This window comes from Paracoccus aestuarii, from assembly GCF_028553885.1.
In the GTDB taxonomy this organism is placed as follows: Bacteria; Pseudomonadota; Alphaproteobacteria; order Rhodobacterales; family Rhodobacteraceae; genus Paracoccus; species Paracoccus aestuarii.
The window spans coordinates 972,222-993,453 of sequence record NZ_CP067169.1; the positions used below are offsets into that span (position 1 = coordinate 972,222).

General features: G+C 63.1%; 18 protein-coding genes. 8 read left to right on the forward strand and 10 right to left on the reverse strand.

All coding sequences use genetic code 11. From position 1 onward, the window contains the following. Positions 1-134: 134 nt before the first annotated feature. From JHW48_RS05040 to JHW48_RS05055, 4 genes are read right to left on the reverse strand one after another with little or no spacing between them, the layout of a single operon-like run. Positions 135-548: a hypothetical protein gene (locus JHW48_RS05040; RefSeq protein WP_119884709.1), complete on the reverse strand. Its 414-nt coding sequence runs from the start codon at positions 546-548 to the stop codon at positions 135-137. Next, positions 545-1,321: a hypothetical protein gene (locus tag JHW48_RS05045; RefSeq protein WP_119884708.1), complete on the reverse strand. Its 777-nt coding sequence runs from the start codon at positions 1,319-1,321 to the stop codon at positions 545-547. Before JHW48_RS05045 ends, JHW48_RS05040 begins: the two co-directional genes overlap by 4 nt. Then, a complete protein-coding gene (locus JHW48_RS05050) occupies positions 1,321-1,692 on the reverse strand; it encodes a DUF2958 domain-containing protein (protein ID WP_119884707.1) in 372 nt (123 codons plus the stop codon). Before JHW48_RS05050 ends, JHW48_RS05045 begins: the two co-directional genes overlap by 1 nt. Further along, positions 1,689-2,657 carry an ArdC family protein gene (locus tag JHW48_RS05055; RefSeq protein ID WP_119884706.1) on the reverse strand — a complete coding sequence of 323 codons (969 nt, stop codon included), beginning with the start codon at positions 2,655-2,657 and terminating at the stop codon, positions 1,689-1,691. The genes JHW48_RS05050 and JHW48_RS05055 overlap by 4 nt, the downstream gene beginning before the upstream one ends. 240 nt (positions 2,658-2,897) lie before the next feature. Here JHW48_RS05055 and JHW48_RS05060 point away from each other — a divergent pair, with 240 nt between their 5' ends. Continuing rightward, entirely contained in the window at positions 2,898-3,752 is an 855-nt protein-coding gene (locus JHW48_RS05060) for a hypothetical protein (RefSeq protein WP_119884705.1), read from the forward strand. Next, complete coding sequence (locus JHW48_RS05065; protein WP_205961842.1) at positions 3,745-4,242, forward strand: hypothetical protein; 498 nt, start codon at positions 3,745-3,747, stop codon at positions 4,240-4,242. The genes JHW48_RS05060 and JHW48_RS05065 overlap by 8 nt, the downstream gene beginning before the upstream one ends. 36 nt (positions 4,243-4,278) lie before the next feature. On the opposite strand, the gene JHW48_RS05070 is transcribed toward JHW48_RS05065, so the two are convergent. The 4 genes from JHW48_RS05070 to JHW48_RS05085 form a co-directional block, all read right to left on the reverse strand. Then, positions 4,279-5,630 (reverse strand): IS3 family transposase gene (locus JHW48_RS05070; RefSeq protein WP_119884704.1). Its coding sequence is split into 2 segments (ribosomal slippage): positions 4,279-5,294 and positions 5,294-5,630, totalling 1,353 coding nucleotides; the frame shifts between segments, so codons are not numbered across the junction. Positions 5,631-5,683: 53 nt separating this feature from the next. After that, the gene (locus JHW48_RS05075; RefSeq protein WP_205961841.1) at positions 5,684-6,049 is read right to left on the reverse strand and encodes a cyclic GMP-AMP synthase DncV-like nucleotidyltransferase; all 366 of its coding nucleotides are present in this window, start codon (positions 6,047-6,049) and stop codon (positions 5,684-5,686) included. Between the two features lie 3 nt (positions 6,050-6,052). Then, the gene (locus JHW48_RS05080) at positions 6,053-7,201 is read right to left on the reverse strand and encodes a patatin-like phospholipase family protein (RefSeq protein WP_119884703.1); all 1,149 of its coding nucleotides are present in this window, start codon (positions 7,199-7,201) and stop codon (positions 6,053-6,055) included. Positions 7,202-7,284: 83 nt separating this feature from the next. Then, on the reverse strand, positions 7,285-7,506 hold the full coding sequence (locus tag JHW48_RS05085) for a DUF2188 domain-containing protein (RefSeq protein ID WP_119884702.1): 222 nt from the start codon (positions 7,504-7,506) through the stop codon (positions 7,285-7,287). Positions 7,507-7,662: 156 nt separating this feature from the next. Here JHW48_RS05085 and JHW48_RS05090 point away from each other — a divergent pair, with 156 nt between their 5' ends. The 6 genes from JHW48_RS05090 to JHW48_RS05115 all read left to right on the forward strand — a co-directional run bounded on the left by JHW48_RS05090 (position 7,663) and on the right by JHW48_RS05115 (position 15,242). Beyond that, positions 7,663-8,022, forward strand: a complete 360-nt coding sequence (locus JHW48_RS05090) for a helix-turn-helix transcriptional regulator (RefSeq protein ID WP_119884701.1) — start codon at positions 7,663-7,665, stop codon at positions 8,020-8,022. 2 nt (positions 8,023-8,024) lie between these two features. Next, positions 8,025-8,546 (forward strand): ImmA/IrrE family metallo-endopeptidase, encoded by a 522-nt coding sequence (locus tag JHW48_RS05095; RefSeq protein ID WP_119884700.1) that lies wholly within the window; start codon positions 8,025-8,027, stop codon positions 8,544-8,546. Between the two features lie 7 nt (positions 8,547-8,553). Further along, the gene (locus JHW48_RS05100; RefSeq protein ID WP_119884699.1) at positions 8,554-9,960 is read left to right on the forward strand and encodes an exodeoxyribonuclease I; all 1,407 of its coding nucleotides are present in this window, start codon (positions 8,554-8,556) and stop codon (positions 9,958-9,960) included. Between the two features lie 180 nt (positions 9,961-10,140). Continuing rightward, complete coding sequence (locus JHW48_RS05105) at positions 10,141-11,904, forward strand: type II toxin-antitoxin system HipA family toxin (protein ID WP_240637658.1); 1,764 nt, start codon at positions 10,141-10,143, stop codon at positions 11,902-11,904. A gap of 29 nt (positions 11,905-11,933) precedes the next feature. After that, the gene (locus tag JHW48_RS05110) at positions 11,934-12,143 is read left to right on the forward strand and encodes a hypothetical protein (protein ID WP_170152196.1); all 210 of its coding nucleotides are present in this window, start codon (positions 11,934-11,936) and stop codon (positions 12,141-12,143) included. A gap of 36 nt (positions 12,144-12,179) precedes the next feature. Continuing rightward, on the forward strand, positions 12,180-15,242 hold the full coding sequence (locus JHW48_RS05115; protein WP_240637657.1) for a TrlF family AAA-like ATPase: 3,063 nt from the start codon (positions 12,180-12,182) through the stop codon (positions 15,240-15,242). A gap of 182 nt (positions 15,243-15,424) precedes the next feature. Here the strand turns inward: JHW48_RS05115 and JHW48_RS05120 are convergent, their stop codons facing one another. Beyond that, entirely contained in the window at positions 15,425-17,140 is a 1,716-nt protein-coding gene (locus JHW48_RS05120) for a recombinase family protein (protein ID WP_240637656.1), read from the reverse strand. A gap of 788 nt (positions 17,141-17,928) precedes the next feature. Continuing rightward, entirely contained in the window at positions 17,929-21,162 is a 3,234-nt protein-coding gene (locus tag JHW48_RS05125; RefSeq protein ID WP_170152198.1) for a toll/interleukin-1 receptor domain-containing protein, read from the reverse strand. Between the last annotated feature and the right edge of the window lie 70 nt (positions 21,163-21,232).

Here is a 21,232-nt window from a genome sequence, read left to right on the forward strand (position 1 = left end):
GCCTCTCTCTCGACCCTAAACCCGTCACGAAGCGAAGCGCCGCCCTCTCACTCTAGGAGGGCAGCGCCACGGAGCCGGAGAACCGGAAACCCGCGTGACCGGCGACGGCCAGAAACAGGCGAGCCGGCACGCTTCTAGGGCGCGTCTGGCTCAGGAAGATCGGGCTCGCCGTCGCGGAAGCGAGCTGGAATCTCGTCCTCCGGTCCTTTCCAGACGACGCGGTTGCCGACCCAGATGGTGACGAAGCCACGCCCCCTGGGTGCCGGCTTTGGCGGCGCCGGCTCGAAGTTGCGGCAACTGAAATTCCCCGCCGTCCCCGAGAAGGCGGGAATCTTGCTGTTGCCGAGAAGCACGCGGTCGCAGAAGCCGGTCGGGCGCTTGACGCGGCGGCGGGAAAGGCCGAGCCGGAACGCCTCATAGTCGCGCTCCAGGCCATCGGGCGGCGGCGTCCAATGGCGGCAGTCGCGGCAGCGGCCCGGTCGGTCGGATGCGGGGTCGTCGAGCGGCGGGCCGGCATTGTGGCCCGGCGGAGCAGGTCGGTCGCTCATGGCTCATCTCCCGCCCGTGCGCGCAAGCGACGGGCGACGCGCGAGACGAGGACCGGCCGCGTGTCGGCCGCCTGGGCGAGCCTTTCGATGGTGGCTAGGTCCGCGTCCGGGCAATCGCCCGTCACCTCGATCTCGACGTAATGCCCGCCGCTGCCGATCTTGGAATCGCGCAGCCGGTGGCCCGACGAGGTGTAGAAGCTCTCGTGCCGCTCGATGAGACGGACGCGCGAGCGCAGGAAGAGAAGGCCCGAGCCGAGATTGCCGCAGAACAGGAACTCGTCGGCTTCCGTGGCCTTCGGCCCGCCGCCGATCTTGCGGTGGCCGATCTGGCGGAAGGCCGCGTCGAAGCTCGACGGGTCGGGTGTGATCCGCGCCTGCGTCGCCGCATGGAAAACCCACGGCGGCCGGTGCGGGTCGAGCCGGCCGACCGCGATCTGATGCAGGAAATCGGCAAAGCTCGCCGGGTCCGCCGGATAAGGACAGGTCCACCAGACTTTTCGGATCGTCTGGCGCAGCTCGTCGGGGAAGGAGAAGAGCCGCGCGCGCCCCCGACGCCACCAGGCCGCGCGTTCCCTGCGCCGGTCGCGTTCCAGTTCGTCCCACCACACCACGCGGCGGGCCATTTCCTCCTCGACGCCGTGCTGGCCGGCAGCAATCTGGTCGGCGAAAAGGGGCAGCGCCTCCCGTTCGAGGCGCTGCTTGCGGTGGAATGCCGCGCGCTTGCGCGACGTGTCCCGGTAGGGCTCGGGCCTGTGCCAGCGACGGAAGCGCATCACACACCCTCCCATCGCGACTGCCGCGCCGTGCGGATGATCCGCTCGGCCGCCCGGATGCTGCCTGCCTCGCGCGCGGCTTCCGCCCAGATCGAGATCGGGAAATCGCCGGTGAACAGGATGTCGCGCTCGATGCCCATGCCGAACGGCAGCCGCAGAGAGGACAGGTCCTCCAGCGAGAAGCTGCCAGGCTCGGGATAGCCGATGTCGGCCAAGCCGAACATTATGTCGCCATCCTCGTCCAATTCGGTGGCGAGCCAGACGCCCGCGCCGAAGGGATTGAAGAACTTCACGACGGGGACATGATCAACGTCGCGCTGGCGTCCATTGACGAGAAGCTGCGCGCGCAGTTCGTCGGTCAGGAGGATCATGCCGCCCTCCTGTCGATCTCGACCGCGCCGGTATCGGTATCGTCGGTTTCGCCGGTATCCGGCAGGAAGGCGAGCAGCCAGTCGGCCGCCTTGCTGGCCTGGGAGGCTGCGCGCACGATGGCGCGGTTGTCCTCGCGCAGCACCTCCAGCCAGGAGCCGATATAGTCGGCATGGCGGACGGTCGGCACGATGCCGAGCGACGCGCAGCAGAAGGCGGCGGTGATCTCGGCCACCAGTTCCTCGAAAGCGTATTTCTTCGTGCCGAAGGAGCCGGAGAAGTCACGGGCAAGGCGCGATGGATGGCCCGTCGCGTGGCCCATCTCGTGCAGCGCCGTCCGGTGCCAGTTGATCGGCTCGAAATAGGCTTGCGGCGGCGGCACCATCACGAAGTCCTGCGACGGGACATAGAAGGCGCGATTGCCGCCGATGCGGAAGTCGATGCCGGTGGCCCGGATCAGCGCCTCGACCTGCGGCTCGATCAGGCCCGGCGGGGGCGGCGGTGCGACGGTGGCGATCTCCTCGGGCAGTCCCTCGCATTGGGCGGCATTGAAGACCGTGAAGCGTTTCAGGAACGGGATTTTCCCCGGCTCCTCGCCGGTCTCACGGGCACGGCGCTTCTCATCCTCAGGCGTGAAGCGGTCGGCATAGACGACAGTGGTGCCGCGTTCGCCCTTGCGCACATTGCCGCCGAGGGCGGCTGCCTGGCGGTAGGTGAGCCAGCCCTGGCCGGGGAAGCCATGCTGGATCACCGCGCCCCAGAGGATCAGGATGTTGATGCCGCTATAGGCGCGGGAGGTAGCGGCGTTCCTCGGCAGGCCGAGCGGGGCCTGCGCCGTGGACGAGCCCCAGGGCTGGACCCAGGGAAACTGCCCGGCCTCCAGCTCGGCGATGATCTTGCCGGTGATTTCGTCGTAAAGGTTCGCCCGGTCCGAGGCCGGGGGCGCGCTGCGATCTTGTCTGGACATCGCGGTTCTCCGCGACGGGTGCCGGAGACCCTTCTCCAGCCCTCAACCCGTCACGGCGAACCCGTCCGCACTCTCACTCTAGAAGGGGGCGTTGCGGGGTCTCCCCGCAGAAGGGGGTGCGCCGGCAACGAAGTGCCGGCCAGGGGGAAGACCTTCCCCTTCACTCTTCGCATGACTTTCGTTTGATAAACTGTTCAAGTCGCCCGGATCTTGATCGGCACCTCCAGCTAAAGGCATGTCATGCCACTTTCTTTGAAACCCGCTCCGTCGGCCGAATGCAGTTTTGCGGAGTGGTCCATTGTCGCAAAGGATAGGAACAAGCTGATCGAGATTTTAGCCTATCTTTATCTGCGCCAAGAAGAAAATGCTCAGCGCGTCATCAACGCGCTGGAGCCAAGGCGGCGAACGCCGAAGGGCAGGGTTGTCGAGAATGTGGTGAGGAAGCTAACAGCTGCCCGTCCAGAGGATGTTGAACTCACCACGTCGGGTACTAAGGCGGAAAAGGAAGCAGCAGAGAACCGGATCAGGACGTCGATCTTCCATCGAGACGGACTTCTATTTCAGCACATATCCTGGATCGTGGCGAGGCAGGCCATTCCGCATGCCTACATGACCTCGCCTCATGTGCGTCAGGCGGACAAGGGATTTGACGGATTCATCATTGAACTGGACGAACTGGAAAGCGGGATCAAGCGGATCGTCATGTGTGAGGACAAGGCTTCCACGACACCTCGCAAGCTTGTCAACTCGAGCGTGTGGCCTGAGATCAGGATGATCCTTCGTGGCGACCGGGACGACGAAATTCTTGCAGACCTCGTGACCTTACTCAAGAGCGTTCCGGACATCGATGCGGAGGCAGCGGTTGACGAGATGTTCTGGGAAGGCGCGCGGCAGTTTCGGGTTGCGGTAGCGACTGGCGAGAACCGGCGAAAATCAGGAAGTTTCCTGCATATTGTCGCGGGCTTTGAGGCAGTGGCTGGCGGACCTCTTGAAACCCGCACTGCTGGCGTCTTGCCCTTCGAGGATGTTCGTGAGGGACTTGCGTTGCTTGCAGACGAGGTGATCGCCAAAGTCAAGGAGATTGCAGGTGTTTGATCCGAGCTCCCGTGCTCTTCTGCGAGAGGCTCCGGATCTTCCTGGTCTGGACCCGGAAACGCTGGACGAGCTTTTAACCGCTGCTCACATCGAACTGGCAACGGTGCGCCTCCGGTCACGGGAGGACGGAACGGGATCGATAAGTGATGTGGTCGACCGTGTGCGTCGTTTGGCATCGACTTTCGAGGCATACGTCGCGCTCAATCTACGGCCCGAGCAGACACGCGCGGCTGCCTTCGTTGCGGCGAGCGCCCATCAGATACTGTCTCGTGTGCGTGAATCGGCGGCGGATCGGCCCACGATTGTATCAAGTGATGCGATCAGTTCGATAATTTCGGCGACGCTTCTGTTTCTGATCGCCGATCGGGCCGCGGATGCAGCGGAAGTGGCAACCCAGCTCAGGGCGAGAGGGGAGCCCAGGGCCGTTCGGCGCTCTTTGATCCTGAGCATAAGGTGTCCGTCGTCGAATGATTTGGAACATTCGGCCTGATGTTGGTCTGGAGGGTCCTGGCTCCGTGGGTTGAGGTTATGCGGCCTGGCGCTGATGGATCAAGCGCCGGTTCTGGATGGTCAGTTTCTTGATCTTCTTCCTTTCTGCCAGGATGGCTAGGCCGCGCCCGAAGTAGACATCAGCGGGCGTGAGGTTGCCGATGCTCTCGTGATAGCGGTGGTTGTTGTAATGCTCGACAAAGGCCGCGATGGCCGCCTCGAGTTCGCCCTGCAGATAGTAGTTTTCCAGCAGAATGCAGTTCTTGAGGGTTTGGTGCCAGCGCTCGATCTTGCCCTGCGTCTGGGGATGACTGGGGGCGCCGCGAACGTGATCCATACCATGTTCTTCGAGGTATTCGGCCAGGTCACCGGCGATGTAACATGGGCCGTTGTCGCTCAGCAGCCGCGGCTTGTGCAGCACGGTGACGCTGTCACATCCGGATGCAGCAAGGGCGATGTCAAGCGTCGCGCTGACATCGTCCGCGTTCATGGTAGTGCACAGCTTCCAGCCAACGATATAGCGCGAGAAGTCATCCAACACGGTGGACAGGTAGAACCATCCCCAGCCTGTCACCTTGAGATAGGTGAAGTCGGTTTGCCACATCTCGTTTGGCCGAGTGGTCTTGTCCCTGAACGCGTCCCCGGCCTTGATCACCACATAGGCCGGGCTGGTGATCAGGTCATAGGACTTCAGCAGCCGATACACGGACGCTTCTGACACGAAATACTTTTCTGTATCCGTGAAGCGAACGGCCAACTCCCGCGGCGAAAGGTCCGGCTCGCTCAGCGCCAGTTCCACGATCCGATCACGCACAGCGTCGGGGATGCGGTTCCAGACCCTGGACGGCCGTGAGGGGCGGTCTTCCAAGCCTTCCGGGCCGTGTTCGACATATCGATCATACCACCGGTAAAAGGTTGTCGGCGGCACCCCGATCTGGGCCAGGGTTCGGCGGACCGGCTGGTGGGATTGCTCGACGATGCGGATGATCTCAAGCTTCTCGGAGGCAGGGTATCTCATGCGTGCTCGCCCCCAGCCCCGGTCGTGTTTTTTTTGAGGAGGCGGTTCTCGAGGGTCAGGTCGGCTACAATCTCCTTGAGCGCCAGTGCCTCGGCCCGCAAATCCTTGACCTCGCCACTGGTCGCCTGACGCGCCGTGTCACCGGCGAGGCGTTTCTTGCCAGCTTCGAGGAATTCCTTCGACCAGCTGTAATACAGGCTTTGGGCAATCCCCTCGCGCCGGCACAGCTCGGCAATGCTGTCCTCGCCCCGCAGGCCGGCCAGGACAATCCTGATCTTCTCTTCGGCGCTGTGGATCTTGCGCGTCGCCCGGCGGATGTCTTTGACAGACCTGTCAGCCTCGGCTTTCATCGTCACGGGTTTCTTGCTCATCTTCGCTCCATGAAGGCTACGATGAGCCAGAAACCCTCCGTCACGCAATCGGCCTAATCTGTTCCATGGGCGCTGACGTCAGACAGTTTGAACTTGCCGTCGTCGACAGCGTCGCGCACCATCCAGCGCGCCTGTAGGGATGTCATCTCAGCCCCGCGATCGCCGACCAGATCCTTTTTGTGGAAGTAGACCCCGTCGTCGATGTCATAGTCGTTGTCGGGGTCGCGGCACATCGTCTTCATGGCGTAGCTGCCCTGTTTGACGAACTCGATCGGCTTGGGCTTGCCGGCCTTCTCCAGGCCGTTCCGCAGCCGCGTCCGGTTGGAGTCGCGGCGGGCGCGCATTGCATCCTGCTCGCTCTTGGGCAGGGTCACATCCTGGTCGTGGTACGCACGCACATCTTTGGCGCAGTCGAACATCACCTATCCTTTCTGGTTGTGGGTGGCGGCGCAGCTCCAGACGGCGCCGGTAGCCGGCATTGGCGGCAGGTCGTGCATCAAGCGTCGGATCATTCGGCCGTCATCGCTATTGAGGTCGTCGCAGGCGCTCTTGGTCAGGTCGGCGTCGGTGTGCGCCTGACCGACCAGCCGATCCATCGCCTCGGACCGCGTGTCGTCGAGGGCGAGATACGGCATCATGCTCGCCGGCACCGGCTTGTTGGGGAAGCGCACGCGCCGGATCGAGCGACCGCAGCTGCTGATAGCGTTGGTCAGGAGCCGCGCCATGTGGTCGAACGCAAACTCTTGGGCGGAGATGCTAAGCGGCGCGACATCGGCGCCGAGCGACCAGTCCAGCATGGAGCGGTGTGCGCTTTCAGCGTCGAGGTGATCGCCTTCGGGCCGCGGGCAGGTGCCCAGCGAATAGATCTCGATCGGGCGCTCGGGTGATGCCACCGTTAGCGCATCGACGAGCCCAACCATAATCGGATTATTGGCCCAAAGCCCCCCGTCGGCGAACACTTGCTTGGGCCCGCCCGGAGCGTTCGGGTCGTCGATGGCGGCGAGTGAGCGATAGATTGGCGCGGCGCTTGTTGCCATGCAGACGTCCACCAGCGGATAGCGATCGTCGCGTACCCCGCTCTTGGGAGTCTTCTTGAAGACCCAGGCCCGGTGCTCGCTCATCAGCACCGTCGGGATCGCGAGCGAGATGCCGCGACCTTCGAATACGTCGATCATAGTGACGTCGTGGAGCACGCCACGCAGCGCTTCGCGCAGCGCCTTGTCGCCCTCGCGCACGAAACGGCTGCCTTGGGTCGCTCGGTAGATCGCACTACGCTTCCCCGCGATCCGATGCGGGAAGATCTTGGGGCCGTGCTCGCGATAGAGCGCCACCACTTCCGTCATCGGCCGCCCGATGGCCAGCGCGCAGCCGACGATCGCGCCGGTGCTGGTTCCGGTGATCAAGTCGAAGCCGCGGCCCAAATCGAGGGCAGATTCTCCTCGGATGCGTGCGAATTGGTCGGTCAGGCGCGCGAGAAACGCCGCCGTATAGATGCCCCGCATGCCTCCGCCGTCCAGGCTGAGCACTCGATATGGCCGCTCAGCACCCTGATCTTGCTCACCTTCCGTCATTTGCGTGATGTTTCCTCTCTGATGACCTGGCTGCCTCACCCATGCAGCCGAGCCGGACCCCTCCAAGAAGCGGCCCGGTCCAGTCAGCCCTTCGGCGGGAAGGGGTCGTTGCCATAAGAATTGGCGTCTCGGATGCGACCGTCCGGACGGTGGATGATGACTTCGCCGCGTTCGCGAACGGCAGTACCGCGCGCAGCCTGCGTTGCATCGGCCTGCGTGTTGTGGGTCGACCCAACGCGGGTGGCGCCTTCGCGACGTGTCGCCCAGCCCGACCCGTGGGGCACTACGTGAATCCGCTTCGACATTGTTGGTCCTCCGACTCATCTTGGGCACCGCGCCCTAGCGCAATGGATTCCCGATCCAGCTTCTAATGTCAACTATTAGACACATTAGTATGTTTTTTATAAGCACAAAACGTTTGCGAGGTTGACATCTTCAAGAACAGAGCGCAAACATGATTCATGGCAGGCGAAGCGCTCTACAAATCTTTTGGCAGCGCGGTCTCAACCCGCAGGAAAGCGCTCGGCCTCACGCAGGCGGAACTGGCGGGTAAGGTGAAGATGTCGCGTGCGTCGATCGCAAACATCGAAAGCGGCCGGCAGAACATCCTTTTGCATCACGTTTACGCGCTTGCCGCCGCACTCGATTTCACCAAGGTGGCAGAGCTCCTGCCACCGATGCCGCAAAAGCCTTTAGGGGAGGGGCTGAAGATGATGCTTTCCAATCAGGCGCTATCGAAGCAGACGCTGTCGCAACATGCTGAAGCTCAAGTCGCCGACCTGATCACAACCGCGTTGCAGCCCCGACGCGGTAAGGCCTGATCATGGCCGATGCCGATCCTGAGCGGGCGCGTGCATCTGCGCGTTCGATCCTCCGGGAGTATGGCGTATCGGCGCCACCGGTCCCGGTCGAGCGGATAATCAAGTCGCGAAAGATCGTCCTTCAGTATGCACCGCTCGATGAGGACCTCTCCGGCATGGCATATATCAAGGATGGCGTGGGCATCATTGGCGTGAACGCGCTGCACCATCCGAACCGACAGCGATTCTCGGCTGCCCACGAGCTGGCCCATCACATGCTCCATGCTTCTGAGATCAGCCAAGCCGTGCATGTCGACAAGGGGATCCGCGTCTTGTTCCGCGACGATGTTTCGGCTCTCGGGACCGAGCCGATGGAAATCGAGGCCAATGCCTTCGCTTCGGAGCTGTTGATCCCCGGCGATCTCCTGGCCGCCGCGTTGGAGGGGGGAGGAGTCGACCTTGAGGACGAGGCAGCGATCGAAGCGTTAGCGCGCCGGTTCAGAGTAAGTCCGGCCGCAATGCGCTTTCGGCTAACTCGTTGGTAGCGCGCCCATGAGCTTCGTCTTCTTCGATACCGAGACGACAGGGCTCAAGCGCGGTTTCGATCAGATTCTCCATTTCGCGGCTGTTCGCACCGACGCGAGCTTGAACGAGGTGGCGCGCTTCGAAGCGCGCTCGCGCTTGCAGCCTCACGTGCTTCCCCATCCCTCGGCGCTGCGCACCAACGGGCTGCCGATCGAACGGCTGACCGACAGCAGCCTGCCGTCGCACTACGCGATGGTAGGAGATATTCGCCGGACCCTTATGTCTTGGAGTCCGGCCATCTTCGTCGGCTTCAACTCCATCCGCTTCGACGAAGAGATGCTGCGCCACGCACTCTTTCAGTGCCTGTATCCAGCCTATCTGACGAGTAGCCACCGCAACTGCCGCGCTGATGCGCTCAGTCTGGTGATGGCGGCCGATGCCGTATCGCCCGCGCCGCTTGTTGTGCCGATCAACGATGAGGGGCGAAGGACATTTCGTTTGCAGCATCTTGCGGCGGCGAATGATGTCTCCCATGCCCGCGCGCACGACGCCATGTCTGATGTGCTTGCGACGGTCGAACTATGCCGACTGGTCTATCAGCGGTCTCCGGAGCTGTGGCAGCGGTTCGTTCGCTTCTCGAACAAGGCCACCGTTGCGGATTTCGTTGACGCCGAAGATGGCTTCGTGCTGACCGAGTTCTTCGGCGAGCAGGCTTATCACGCGCCGGTCGTCTGTATCGGTGTCGATCCCGACCAAGCCAACGGCCGGCTTTGTCTCAGCCTTAATCACGACGTCGGCCAGCTTGCTGGGATGAGTGACGTCGAACTGCAGGCCCATCTGGCGCAGAAGCCTAGTCCGATCCGTCACTTCAGGATCAATGCCGCACCGACGCTGACCGCATTTTTCGATGCTCCTGAACATATGTTGGATGGCGGGTCGATCGGCCAAATCGAAGACCAGGCTCGTCGCGTGAAAGCGGACGCTGATCTGTGCACGCGGCTTGTGGCCGCTTACATCGCCGCTCGCGATCCATACCCGCTGCCGCCTCATCTCGAGGACCGAATCTATAACGGTTTCCCAGGGCCGGATGACGAAGGGCGTGCGAGCGCGTTCCACCAGGCCTCATGGCCGGATCGTCTCGCTATCGTGCAAAGCTTCGAGGATGAGCGCCTTAAGTGGTTTGGCTTGCGCCTGATGTACTTCGAAGCCCGCGCAGTTCTTCCCGTAATGGTAAGAGCCGAGATCGAGCGTCGCTTGGCGGACCAGCTGGCGGGTGATGGGTCCGGCTGTCTCACATACGAGCTGGCTTTGGCCGAAACGGATAAGCTGCTGGGGGAAGGAGCAGATCACGACGGTATTCTCTCTCGATACCGCATCTATTTGCAGGATCGTAGCGCGCGGGCTGCTGCCTTCAGGGCGCAGATGGTCGTTTGAACTGCATTGATATCGGACTTTCCCGCATCTGAAATGCGCGAAAGTCCTTGACATCGATCGCGACAGGGCGGACTTTCCCGCATCTGAAATGCGAGAACGTCCGTGGCGATAGTACTTGTTGGTGAAACCATCGACCGAAGACGCGCGCACGCGCGAGCTGCGTCGGGCGGACTAATCCAGTTGGTCCGCGGGGTCTACGCGCAGGCGAACGTCGACATCGACGCAGCGGTGCTCTCGCACGGGGTGCGCATCGCGCAGTATCTCTATCCGGCTGCCTATCTCTCCTCTGCTTCGGCCGTACTTCTGGGACCAACCCCTGACGGCCGCCTGTTCCTGAGTGGGCGCCGCAACCAGCGTACCCGGATTCGCACGCTTGAAATCGTCCAGAACGAAGCGCCGGCCCATCCGTCGACGGCACCGGCAATCGTGGGCGACGATCAAGGTGAGATCAGGATCGAGGTGTCGTCACCGCGCCAGCGATTCCTGGAAGCCTTCCGGCTCCGGAGCGAGCATGCCAGCGCCATTACCGACGAGCTTCGGGCGGAGATGGCGGCTCGGCTGATCGAAGAGTTTGGATCGCCGCAAGCGGCGGCGGACGCCGTTTGGGCTCTGGCTCGTGAGAACGGCTGGTATCGTGAGGGGGAAGGGGCGGAGCGCTATCTGACCACACGCCCCCCTGCCGGCAAGGCGACCGCGAACAAGGCGGCGCTCGAGCGGATCGTCGCCTGGCATGGCGAACCCATCGGTCGCCTAACGCATGACGGCTTCGAATGGCGTTGGAAGGCGACGGCGGATACGGCGCCAGCGCTCGTTCGCCAGACAGCGCCCGGCAAGCTCCCCGCTTTTGTAGAGTCGCTCTTGCCGGAAGGCTGGCTCGCCCAAGTGCTTCACGAACGGGACGATCGCGATGCCATTCGGCGTGGCAAGCGGTTCATGTCGAACGTCGCGGTTGTCGCCGATAAGAAGGAGCTCGAAGCGCTGCCACTCGACGTTCTCCAAGTGCCACTCGCAAAGTACGCGAAAGGCGGGGAGTTCATTGGCCGCTATGTCGGCCCATCGCGGGGTGAGCTGGAGCACAGCTTCGAGGAGAATCTCGCGCAGCTATTCGAGCGTGTAGAGACGCCGCGTTTGTCCGGCGTGCAAATCAAAGCGCCGATGTGCCTGACTGCGGAAGGGACGCTGATCACCGCTATCGGCGCGCCATTCACCCACATCCTCAAGCCTGCTGGCACTGCCGGCTTCGAGGCTTTGCCTGTCGTCGAATGGCTGTGCCTGGAATTCGGTCGAGCAGCTGGGTTCGTCGTGCCCGACGCAGCGCTCATCGGCATGCCCGACGGCATGGCGCCCGCGTTGGTCGTGGAGCGCTTCGATATTCGGGTTGCGCCCGACGACGATCGCCGCCTCGCGCTTGAGGATTTCTGTTCGGTCCTCGATCTGCCGGCGGCCGCCAAATACGATGGGACGATCGAGCGTGTGGCGCGAGGACTCCGACCACTCTCGACCAATCCGGAAGAAGATCTTGAGATCCTTTTCCAACGGACGGTGTTCGCATGGCTGATTGCTGACGGCGACATGCACCTCAAGAACCTTGCACTGATAAAGACTGCCGCGCCAGGCAGGCGGAGGTTCGACAGCGTCCGGTTCGCCCCGCTCTACGACGCGGTCACCACGCGTGTGTTTCCGGGCCTCGGCGGCGATCGTATGGCTTTGAAGCTGACTGGAAAGGACGACCGGCTGACACCGCGGGATTTCCTCGCGCTCGCGCGGACGATCGAGCTGCCGATCGCGCGCGCTGAAGAAGCGATAGCGAGCATCCCCGCCGCCCTACGAGACGCCGTAGATGCGATAGCGCTGCCTGACATGGTCCTCGATCGAGAAAGCGGTCGAACCGCGATTGAGCGGGTGAAGGGCCTCGTCGTCGAGCGGGTCGGCACGTTCGAATGAGTACGGGGTCGATCAAGATCTACGTTGGCGTGACCGATCTCGACTGGTTCGAGTATCTGTCCACGCGAAACCCGGATGAGGTCAATTTCTGGCAGCCGGGTGGCAGATCGCAGTTTCGGGCGCTTCAGCCGGGTGCCGATGGCGAGGCATTCGTTGGAGATGAGACGGTTCTTCCGGTCGAGATAGAGGGCGTGAAGGCGCTCGAACTACAGCGTTGGCTCTTCGATGTTCGTCATTAAATATTGTCGGAAGCGTACCTCGACCTATAGATTTTGTTGATCAGCTCGAAGAAATTAGGGGGATGGAATGCGAGTGACTTGTTCACCATGGGGCCGTCTGTGACTGATGTCGTGGCGGGGGCTCACGATCCTGTGGGATCAAGGTGGCATCGGTGGGATCCACATATCCACGCTCCGGGCACCGTTCTGAACAATCAGTATCGCGGGTCCGATCCTTGGGAAGAGTTTCTCTCTCGCATTGAAATCTCGTCGCCCCGGATCCGCGCTCTGGGGGTGACTGACTACTATAGCGTCGATGTCTATGAAGAGGTTCTGACCTACCGGAAGGCCGGTCGTCTCGCCGAGGTGGACCTCATCTTTCCCAATGTGGAGCTGCGCTATGGGATCGGGACGGGCAAAGGGTCGCCGATCAACTTTCACCTCCTCGTCTCGCCCGACGATCCCGAGCATGTGGACCAGATACGCCGATTCTTGCGCGCTCTGACTTTCACCGCCCATGGCGAGTCGTTTCGCTGCGACCGGTCTGACCTAATCCGACTCGGTCGTGCACATGACAAGACGCTCACTGATGAACGTGCCGCCTTCGCGGTTGGTGCCAATCAATTCAAAGTGAATCCTGACGAGCTGCGCGCGGAGTGGAAGAAGAGCACATGGGTGCAGGAAAACGTCCTCATCGCTGTCGCGGCTGGCAGCAATGATGGCACCTCCGGCCTTCAAGGAGACCCGTCGCTCGCGACTCTCCGAAAGGAAATTGAGCGTAGCGCTCACATAATTTTCTCGTCCCATCCGAAGCAGCGGGCATTTTGGTTGGGCCAAGGCGCGGCGTCCCTCGAGAAGCTTGCCTCCGACTGGAATGGGAGCAAGCCCTGTTTGCACGGCAGTGATGCCCATGGGGCGGATGGCGTCGGTGTGGTTGAGCAAGACCGGTATTGCTGGATTAAGGGTGATCTCGCCTTCGAGTCCCTCCGACAGACGTGCCTTGAGCCTGAGACACGAGTATTCATCGGTCTGATCCCGCCGCGGGGTGCCCTTCCGTCTCAGGTCGTGACAAAGGTCGAGGTCAGCAACGCGCCATGGCTGGTGACACCTACCTCACCGCTGAACGCGGGGCTTGTTGGCATCATTGGCGCCCGAGGCTCAGGAAAGACCGCATTGGCGGACATTATTGCCGCAGGCGGCTATGCCCTGTCGCCACATCTCAGCGAGCGTTCTTTCATTCGTCGTGCCCAAAATCACCTCGGCGAAGCGTCGGCTCGACTGATCTGGGAAGATGGCGATCCGACGTCGAATGAACTCCGGCATGTCGAGATGGAAGACTTTCTCGACACGCCGAGGGTACAATATCTTTCGCAGCAATTCGTCGACAGCCTCTGCTCCGCAGAAGGCGTCACGGACGATCTCCTCGCCGAGGTCGAGCGGGTCATTTACCAGGCTCACCCCGCTGAGGAGCGGATGGGCACCACGACTTTTCGTGAACTCCTTGATCTTCGCGCCGCACGGGGGCGTGCGCTTCGCCGGAGCCATGAGAAGGCGCTCGCCGAAGCTGCATTGGAGCTCAATCTACAGCGTGGCCGAAAGGCGAGCCTGCCAGGTATCCAGAAGCAACGTGCGGAGAAGGCTGCCTCGATAGCCAAGGATAAGCGCGACCGCAGCAGTCTGCTTGGCAAGGGAGGCGAGGAGCGTGCCAAGCGTCTCGACGAAGTGTCTACGGCGGCCGAGTCCGTGCGTTTCCAGGTCGAGCAGGCGCAACGGCGACGGCAGGCGCTGCTTGCACTCAAAGACGAGGTTGCGGACACGCGCTCGAACAAGTCACCGGTCCGGCTTCGGCAGCTACAACAGGCTCATTCCGAAGCAGGCCTGACCTCTGATCATTGGAAGGCCTTCCTGCTGGAGTTCTCCGGAGACGTCGACACGATCCTGGACACTGCAATCAAGGCGATCGACGCTCGCATACGTATGTTGTCTGGTCCGGCACACGGCGAGGTGTCGGTCGCTGCGGACGCGCCACCGCTAGCAACGTCCCTCCTGCCGGACGGTGCCGAGTTATCTCAGCATACACTGAGCCTCCTCAACAAGGAGGTGGCTCGGCTGCGCGCCTTGATCGGGATCGACACAGAGAACGCCAAGGCTTTCGCGAGACTGTCGGAAAAGATCTCCCGAGACGAAGCCGCACTCGCCAAGCTCGATCGAGACATTGAGGCAGCCGAAAAGGCTGATCAGCGGATCAAAGAGCTAATCCAGTCGCGCCGGAACAGCTATGCGTCCGTATTTGATGGCATCATCGATGAAGAGAAGGAACTGGCAGCCCTCTATGCACCTTTGAAGGCCCGTCTGGAAGCAGAGGAGGGTGCGCTCGGTAAGCTTTCGTTCTCCATTCGGCGCGTAGTTGATATCGCGATGTGGGCGCAGCAAGGCGAGGATCTCCTAGACTTGCGCAAATCGGGGCCGTTCAAAGGCCGGGGAACACTGCTGGCTGCCGCAAAATCCGAGCTGCAAAGTGCTTGGGAATCTGGATCGAGCGCGGACGTCGCCGAGGCAATGTCGCGATTCCGCGAAGCACATGAGCGCAATCTTGTCGAACACGCTCCGGTCGAACGCACCAACGCGCAGGCGTTCCGCGAATGGGCAGGGCGTATTTCAAGTTGGCTGTACGGCACCGACCACATCACGGTCAGCTATGGCGTCCAATATGAGGGTGTCGGTATCGAGCAGCTGTCACCTGGCACACGAGGCATCGTCTTACTCCTGCTCTATCTTGCGATCGATCGCGATGATGATCGGCCGTTGATCATCGACCAGCCGGAAGAGAACCTCGATCCCAAGTCTATCTTCGACGAGCTGGTCCAACGGTTCCGCAAAGCGAAGCAGCGCCGGCAGATAATCATCGTCACACACAACGCGAACCTCGTCGTCAATACAGACGCTGATCAGGTGATTGTCGCAACCTGCGGCCCGCATCGCCCCGGAATGCTTCCCGAAATCACCTATAGAAGCGGCGGTTTGGAGAATCCGACGATTCGCCGGTTGGTATGCGAAATTCTTGAAGGCGGCGAGGCCGCCTTCCGCGAGCGCGCTCGGCGCCTGCGTGTTCAGATGTAGAGCGGGGGCGCGATCATAGAGGGGGCAGGCTCCGCAACCGATCGCAGGTTCGAGCACCAGTATTGACAGAAATGACCAGTTAGTTTCTTTTGAAATTTGGAGGTCTTTGGTTCGAGGGGTACCTGACCTAACCGCACTCCTGACCTTGTAGATGAGATGCTGGAAACGGATATTTCCCCTTTCTAAACAGGAACTTGCAGCGAGTGTTGGTATCGGTGGTTGCGAGCCCCCGCAACCACCGTCAAAGACTCATCATCAGCCCCGGCTAAACGCCGGGGTTTTCGCATGTCAGGACGGCTGATCCCGGCCCGGCCCTCAGCAAGACCAAGGATCCCGGCAAGCTCGCCCACCAGCTCCACATGGTGCCCGCCCGGCGCATCCGCCTCAGGCATCATCCGGATCTCTTGGATCAAACTGCGGAGGATCCCCGTCGCCGCAGGCCGCGTAGAGGTGGCTTGCAGCGCCTCGGCCAGCCGCCCTATTTCCTGGCGGTAGCGATCGCCCAAGGCCGGGTGCAGCCGCAGGGCAGGGGGCTCGGGGGCGTCCGCAAGCTTTGCGTTCAGCTCCGCCTTGCGTCCGTCCAGTGCCTCCATCTTCGCCTTCATCGACGGGTGATACATGTTGTCTTCGATCGCTGTCAGAATGCCGGTGATCTTCCCTTCGATCTTTGCCAGCTCCCTGCGGGCGGTATCGCGATCGCTGCTGCGCCGCCCGGCCGACTCGTTGAAGGCCTGGCGATAGGCCTCGACGAAGGCCGTGACCAGCTCCGGATGCATCAGCCGCTCACGCAGCCCGCCCAGCACCCGCTCCTCCAGATCCTCGCGTCGGATCGTCGCCCGGTTGGTGCAGGCCGTCGAACCGCGATTGCGCGCGCCGCTGCAGCCGAGGCGCGTCCGGTTGATCATCGAGTATCCCGACCCGCAGCACTCGCAGCGCACCAGCCCCGACAGCAGGTAATCCGGCCGCCGCGCCCGTTCCGGCCGCGGGCGGGGGTCATCGACCCCGGCCGGGTTCATCGCCTCTCGGATCCCCGCCTGCCCGACCTTTACCCGATCCCAGAGCGCGGCGTCGATGATCCGTAGCTCCGGCACCTCGGTCGTCACCCATATCTCCGGCGGGTTCAGCCGCGCCTGGCGCTTGCCCGTGTCGGGATCCTTCACGAAGCTCTGTCGCTGCCAGACCCGGACCCCGACATAGAGCTCGTTGTTCAGGATCCCCGTCCCGCGCCGCCAATTGCCCTGAATGGTTGATGATCCCCAGCTGCCCGAGCCCTTGCCGCCGCTGCGGGGCGGGGCCACGCCCTCCGCGTTCAGCGCCGCCGCGATCGACCGCGCCGAGAGGCCGCTGTCGTAATCCGGGAAGATCCGGCGCACCACGGAGGCCTCGGCATCGTCGATGTCCCGCTCGCCGGTGATCACTGCGCCGCCCGCGTCGAAGCCGCGGCGCACCCGGTAGCCGAAGCAATTGCCGCCGCCCGACTTGCCCGCCGTCACCCGGCCCTCCAGCCCGCGTCGCGTCTTCTCGGCCAGCTGCTTGAGGAATTGCGACGACATCAGCCCGCCAAAGCTGATCCTCATCTCGTCGATCTCGCCTTCCGACCGCGTGACGATCTTGACCCCGTGATAAGCCAGCCGCTTGTAGAGGCCCGCCAGATGCTCTTGGTCCCGTGACAGCCGGTCCAGCGCCTCGGCCACGATGACATCGCAGACCCCGTCCCGCGCCGCCTCGTGCAGCCGCTGAAATCCGGGCCGCAGATGCGAGGCGCCGCTGATCGCGCGGTCCTCCACCGTATCGACCACCACCCAGCCCTGCTTCGCGCAAAGCTGCCGGCAGACCCGGATCTGATCCTCGATCGAGCTGGCCGATTGCAGGTCGCTGGAATAGCGGGCGTAGATCAAGGCGCGGAGAGGGCGGTTCATGCGGGGGCTCCGGAAAGCGTCGGGCTCTGTCTGGCGATGTCGGCCTCTGCCGCTCCGCGGCCAAGTGCCTGGGCGAGGGCCACGAGCGAAGGGTGAGCCCGAGAATGGGAACCGCCTGCCGCTGCGTCAAGAGTCGCGTCGAAGGCATTCACCTGAGGCCGTGCATAGGTTGAAACGTGGGTTGCCTTGTCTTGTCTGCGCATATGACTTGACCTCGTTATTTAGGCTCCAGACTCATTAAGTTTCACAGCCAGAACAAGACTGTTGCGGCGAGCATGATCGCTGAGAAGAACGTTTCCGGGCAGCGGTCATAACGGGTTGCCGGATCCATCTGCCCATGGGTAATCTCTTCCCAATCACGTGTAGCTTGTCCCTGTGACCGTCCGAAAATATCCAACTTGGCGGAGCTGGCGGCAATTGGCCAAAGATGAAGATGCGGTTTTTGTCTCAACGATAACAATGACTTAAGGGCAGAGAAGGTTGGATTTCAGGCCCATCCCCTCCGCCACTTGCCCTCGCAAAAGCGTTCTCCCGGTCCGGCTGCGGCCGGATTTTTCCGTTGTTTTTGAGGGTTATGCGGGAGGGGCTGAACACTGCCCTTGGTGCCAGAAGGCCCGGAAGCGGTCTCTCAGGACCGATATTCTCCGGACCTCATGACTGTGCCGATTTGGTGAATAACTTGTAACTATCAGAATTATATTGGTTTTGTCGACGTCCCACCTGAACTCTCCGACGCCAGTGGCGTTCGTGAGAAGGAAGCTGGCATGTCAGAAGTCGCTCGACAGACAGCGTCTTGAGCTGTCCTCGGCAAACGGGTCGGCGCCCAACGACGCTATCCAGTCGTCGCGACGAGGATAGGTCATGTCCGCGCACCAGCACGGCGGTTCGGCCCCGAGACCCAGCCGCTGCCGTTGCCAGGGCGCCAGGCAGATTTCAAGAGTGTCGACGGCACGCAGCGCGAGGTTCACCTGCCGCTCGATCCTCAGGAAGCGAAGCCTTGCGGGGTCCAGCGGAACCCGGTCGCTTGATGCCGAGAGCATCGCGTCCCAGGCGTATCTCGGCGTCATTTCCACCACCGCCGGAGGCAACGGGGCTAAGTGGAACGCGTAGTGCCCGTCCTGCGCATGGCTTCGACGTAGGATCACCACGTCGCCGCGCGAGACCCTCAGCGCGGTCAGGTCGCCATACCTCGAAGCGACGCTCGCCACGGGGCGCCGTGACGCAATGTCAGCGATCGTGACGCCAGACTGCGCGAAAGCGACGAGGCCCTCCCAACGTCCTCCGCCGCCCAACGGATCTGCCCGCGGCGCAAGGACGAGGCGACCCTCGGCATCCCGAGAGTGGGACCAGTAGGAGGTCACCTGGTCCAGCCCCACCACGCCGAGGACCGCGCCTTCCACCGTGAAGCTAAACGCAGCGAAACTGGCGGCCTCGAACGGAAAATCGGTCGCGGTCAGGTCCAGACGGCGGCCCGTCTCGCGGTCGTGGAAGGTGACTTCCCCCTCTGGCGAGGTGGCGACGACGAGATCAACCGCGGATGACAGGTAGGCGATGGATGCCGGGGGATCGGAGAGGTCGAAGGGCGTCAGGGTTGCATCCGCGAAGGACCAGAGCCGCGCACCAGAGCGAGCGTTGGCATAGGCGAGGTCCCCTTCGAAGGACAGGGAAAGCGGGTCTCGAACCCTTCCGGCGATCCCTTCGACCGGCGCGACTTCGCCTGTCTCGAGCGACACAAGGACGACCGCTCCGTCGAGCGTCGCAAGCAGGAAGGTCTGGTCGCGGGTGAAGAAGAAGCCATCCTGTCCGACCCGGGCATCGTCGGACCGGAATACCACGCGGCCGGTGTCCAGGTCGACGATGCAGACGGTGTGGTCGGAATAGGCCACAGCATGGCGCTCCGACGGCGAGAGAGCGAGGGACCCGAGACCCAAAGGCGCGCGGCAGACCGCGACCGGGGCAGGGTCAGCCGCGGGATCCGGCATCTTCAGGATGCGCGCAGGGCCCCAATACGACGTGGCCAGGATGTTGCCGTCATCGAGAGGGTGCAGATCGTCGATCGCGCCGCGGGTGCCGAAGTCGGCCGACAGGACGGGATGGAGCGGCCGTTCCCGATCGAATACGCAGAGGGAACCGTCGCGGTTCGAAGCGGCGAAGCTCTGGGCATCCAGATGGCGCACTTGCAGGATCTCGGCATTGCCACATCCCGTCTCGAGCGTCGGACCGCCCGCGAGCGGGGTCTCGAAGACGCGACCGCGCCTGTCGCCCCAGAGGAGCCGCTGGCCGTCGGCGGACGCTGCAACCGCGTTGCCGGCTGCGGCGACTTCGGTTCGCTCGGGCGAAGCGAAGACGATCTCTCCGGTCGCGGCCTCGATCACCCGGAACCCATCGAGGCCGTAACGGAGTTGGGCGACGAGCCGGGAACCGCCAGCCGAGACCGCCACACTGGTGACAGGCGTCCCGAGGTCGGTCGTCCAGAGGGGGGCTGGGTCTGCGAGCGTCCAAGCGGCGACCCTGCCATCCTGGCCGCTGGAGAAGATGCGGTCGCCGCCCGGGGCCAAGGCGAGGCCGTAGGTTCCCCCCGCGTGGCCGGCGAAAATCGCCGAGATCGGATAATCCTGCGGGTTGGAGGAGCTTCGCAATCGTGCGAATTCCACGATTCCGATGCGCCCGTCGGACGCCGTCACGGCAAGTGATCGGCCGTCGTCCGAGAAGACAAGGGGGGAAAGGGCGCGCCTTCCGATGCGCAAGGTTGCGTGGATCTCGCCCGATGCCGTGTCGAGGGTGACGAGATCACCCTCCGCCGAGATGACCACAAGAAATTCCCCGTCAGGCGACAAGGCGATGGATTGGACGTCAGCCCCCTCCGACGTCTCGATCCTGCGTTCGACGACGGGGTCTCCCGCATCCAGCCGCCAAATCGTCACCTCTCCCGACTCGTGGACAAGTGCCAGCCGGCCGGCGCGGACGTCCCAGTACTTGCCCTGATCCCAGCTTCCGAACCGGCGCCGTTCGGTCAGGTTGTCGAGGTTCGCGGCGATGAGGGCGGAAAGCGCCGGGAAGTCTGGCGCTTCGTTCGGGCCGAGGACTGGGATCTCGGCACCCGAGACCGTCCCGTCTTCGAGGGTGCGCTGGAAGGCGCGGATGCGGGCGAAGCCCGAGAACCCGCCACCCGGCCCGTACCAGCCCTCAAGCGCCAGGAGAACTTTTTCCGTCGGGTTCTGCTCTTGGTCCGCGAGCCCGGCCAATAGGACGGCGCGCTGTTCGGCGGTCGCGATGGCGCGATCCTCGGCCGCGATCCGGAGGCCGTCGCTGATCTGCGACTGACGGCTGGCGGACAGGGCACCGTAGACCGCCGCCCCCGTCAACGCCACCGCGGCGACCGAGATCGCGACCGCTATTCCGCGCTGGCGTCGGAGAGACCGGTTCGAGGCGTCTCGGCTTTGTAGCAGTAGTTCCATCGTCTCATGCGTTGGCTCCAGTCCCGGCGACGGCGTGCCGGCCGACCAGGCCTCAGCGCGGTCAAGCGCCGAGCCGCGCAGGAGCAGGTCGCCGGGCTGCCCTCGCGCCTTCCACTCACGGGCGCGATCGGCAAGACGGGTGTGATGGCGCAGCCACTCGTGGTCGGTGGCAATGGCGTCAAGAAGGAGGCGCATGTCCCGCTGCGGCTCGAAGGTTCCGACCGCCGGCAAAAGGTGCAGCTTGCCCAGCGCCTCAGGGAGCGAGGCCGGGTCGACCGCGTCGATCCGCACCGGAAGGATTCGCTTCTTGAGCCGCTGCGCCTCACCCAGCTCCCACTTGCACCACGACGAGGCAACCGATGCCGTGCTCACCAACCAAATGGTGGAGTCGGCGCCGCGGATCAGTTCGCTAAGTTCCCTCTGCCACTCTTCTCCGAATGGCAAGTCGCGGCGGTCGATGGCGATGTCGTGTCCCTCGGCAAGTAGGCGCTCCGAAAGCGCGTCGGCAGTCGCGGCATCCGCACGAGAGTAGCTGATGAACAAGCGCAATCCTTAAATCACTCCGATGCTGGGACGGTCCAGACGCCCCGTGTTCGCCGCGACCCGACCTCCG

Coding starts and splice junctions, on each gene's coding strand:
- JHW48_RS05040 (WP_119884709.1), bottom strand. CDS start 548: ATGAGCGACCGACCTGCTCCGCCGGGCCACAATGCCGGCCCGCCGCTC.
- JHW48_RS05045 (WP_119884708.1), bottom strand. CDS start 1,321: ATGCGCTTCCGTCGCTGGCACAGGCCCGAGCCCTACCGGGACACGTCG.
- JHW48_RS05050 (WP_119884707.1), bottom strand. CDS start 1,692: ATGATCCTCCTGACCGACGAACTGCGCGCGCAGCTTCTCGTCAATGGA.
- JHW48_RS05055 (WP_119884706.1), bottom strand. CDS start 2,657: ATGTCCAGACAAGATCGCAGCGCGCCCCCGGCCTCGGACCGGGCGAAC.
- JHW48_RS05060 (WP_119884705.1), top strand. CDS start 2,898: ATGCCACTTTCTTTGAAACCCGCTCCGTCGGCCGAATGCAGTTTTGCG.
- JHW48_RS05075 (WP_205961841.1), bottom strand. CDS start 6,049: ATGTTCGACTGCGCCAAAGATGTGCGTGCGTACCACGACCAGGATGTG.
- JHW48_RS05080 (WP_119884703.1), bottom strand. CDS start 7,201: ATGACGGAAGGTGAGCAAGATCAGGGTGCTGAGCGGCCATATCGAGTG.
- JHW48_RS05085 (WP_119884702.1), bottom strand. CDS start 7,506: ATGTCGAAGCGGATTCACGTAGTGCCCCACGGGTCGGGCTGGGCGACA.
- JHW48_RS05090 (WP_119884701.1), top strand. CDS start 7,663: ATGGCAGGCGAAGCGCTCTACAAATCTTTTGGCAGCGCGGTCTCAACC.
- JHW48_RS05095 (WP_119884700.1), top strand. CDS start 8,025: ATGGCCGATGCCGATCCTGAGCGGGCGCGTGCATCTGCGCGTTCGATC.
- JHW48_RS05100 (WP_119884699.1), top strand. CDS start 8,554: ATGAGCTTCGTCTTCTTCGATACCGAGACGACAGGGCTCAAGCGCGGT.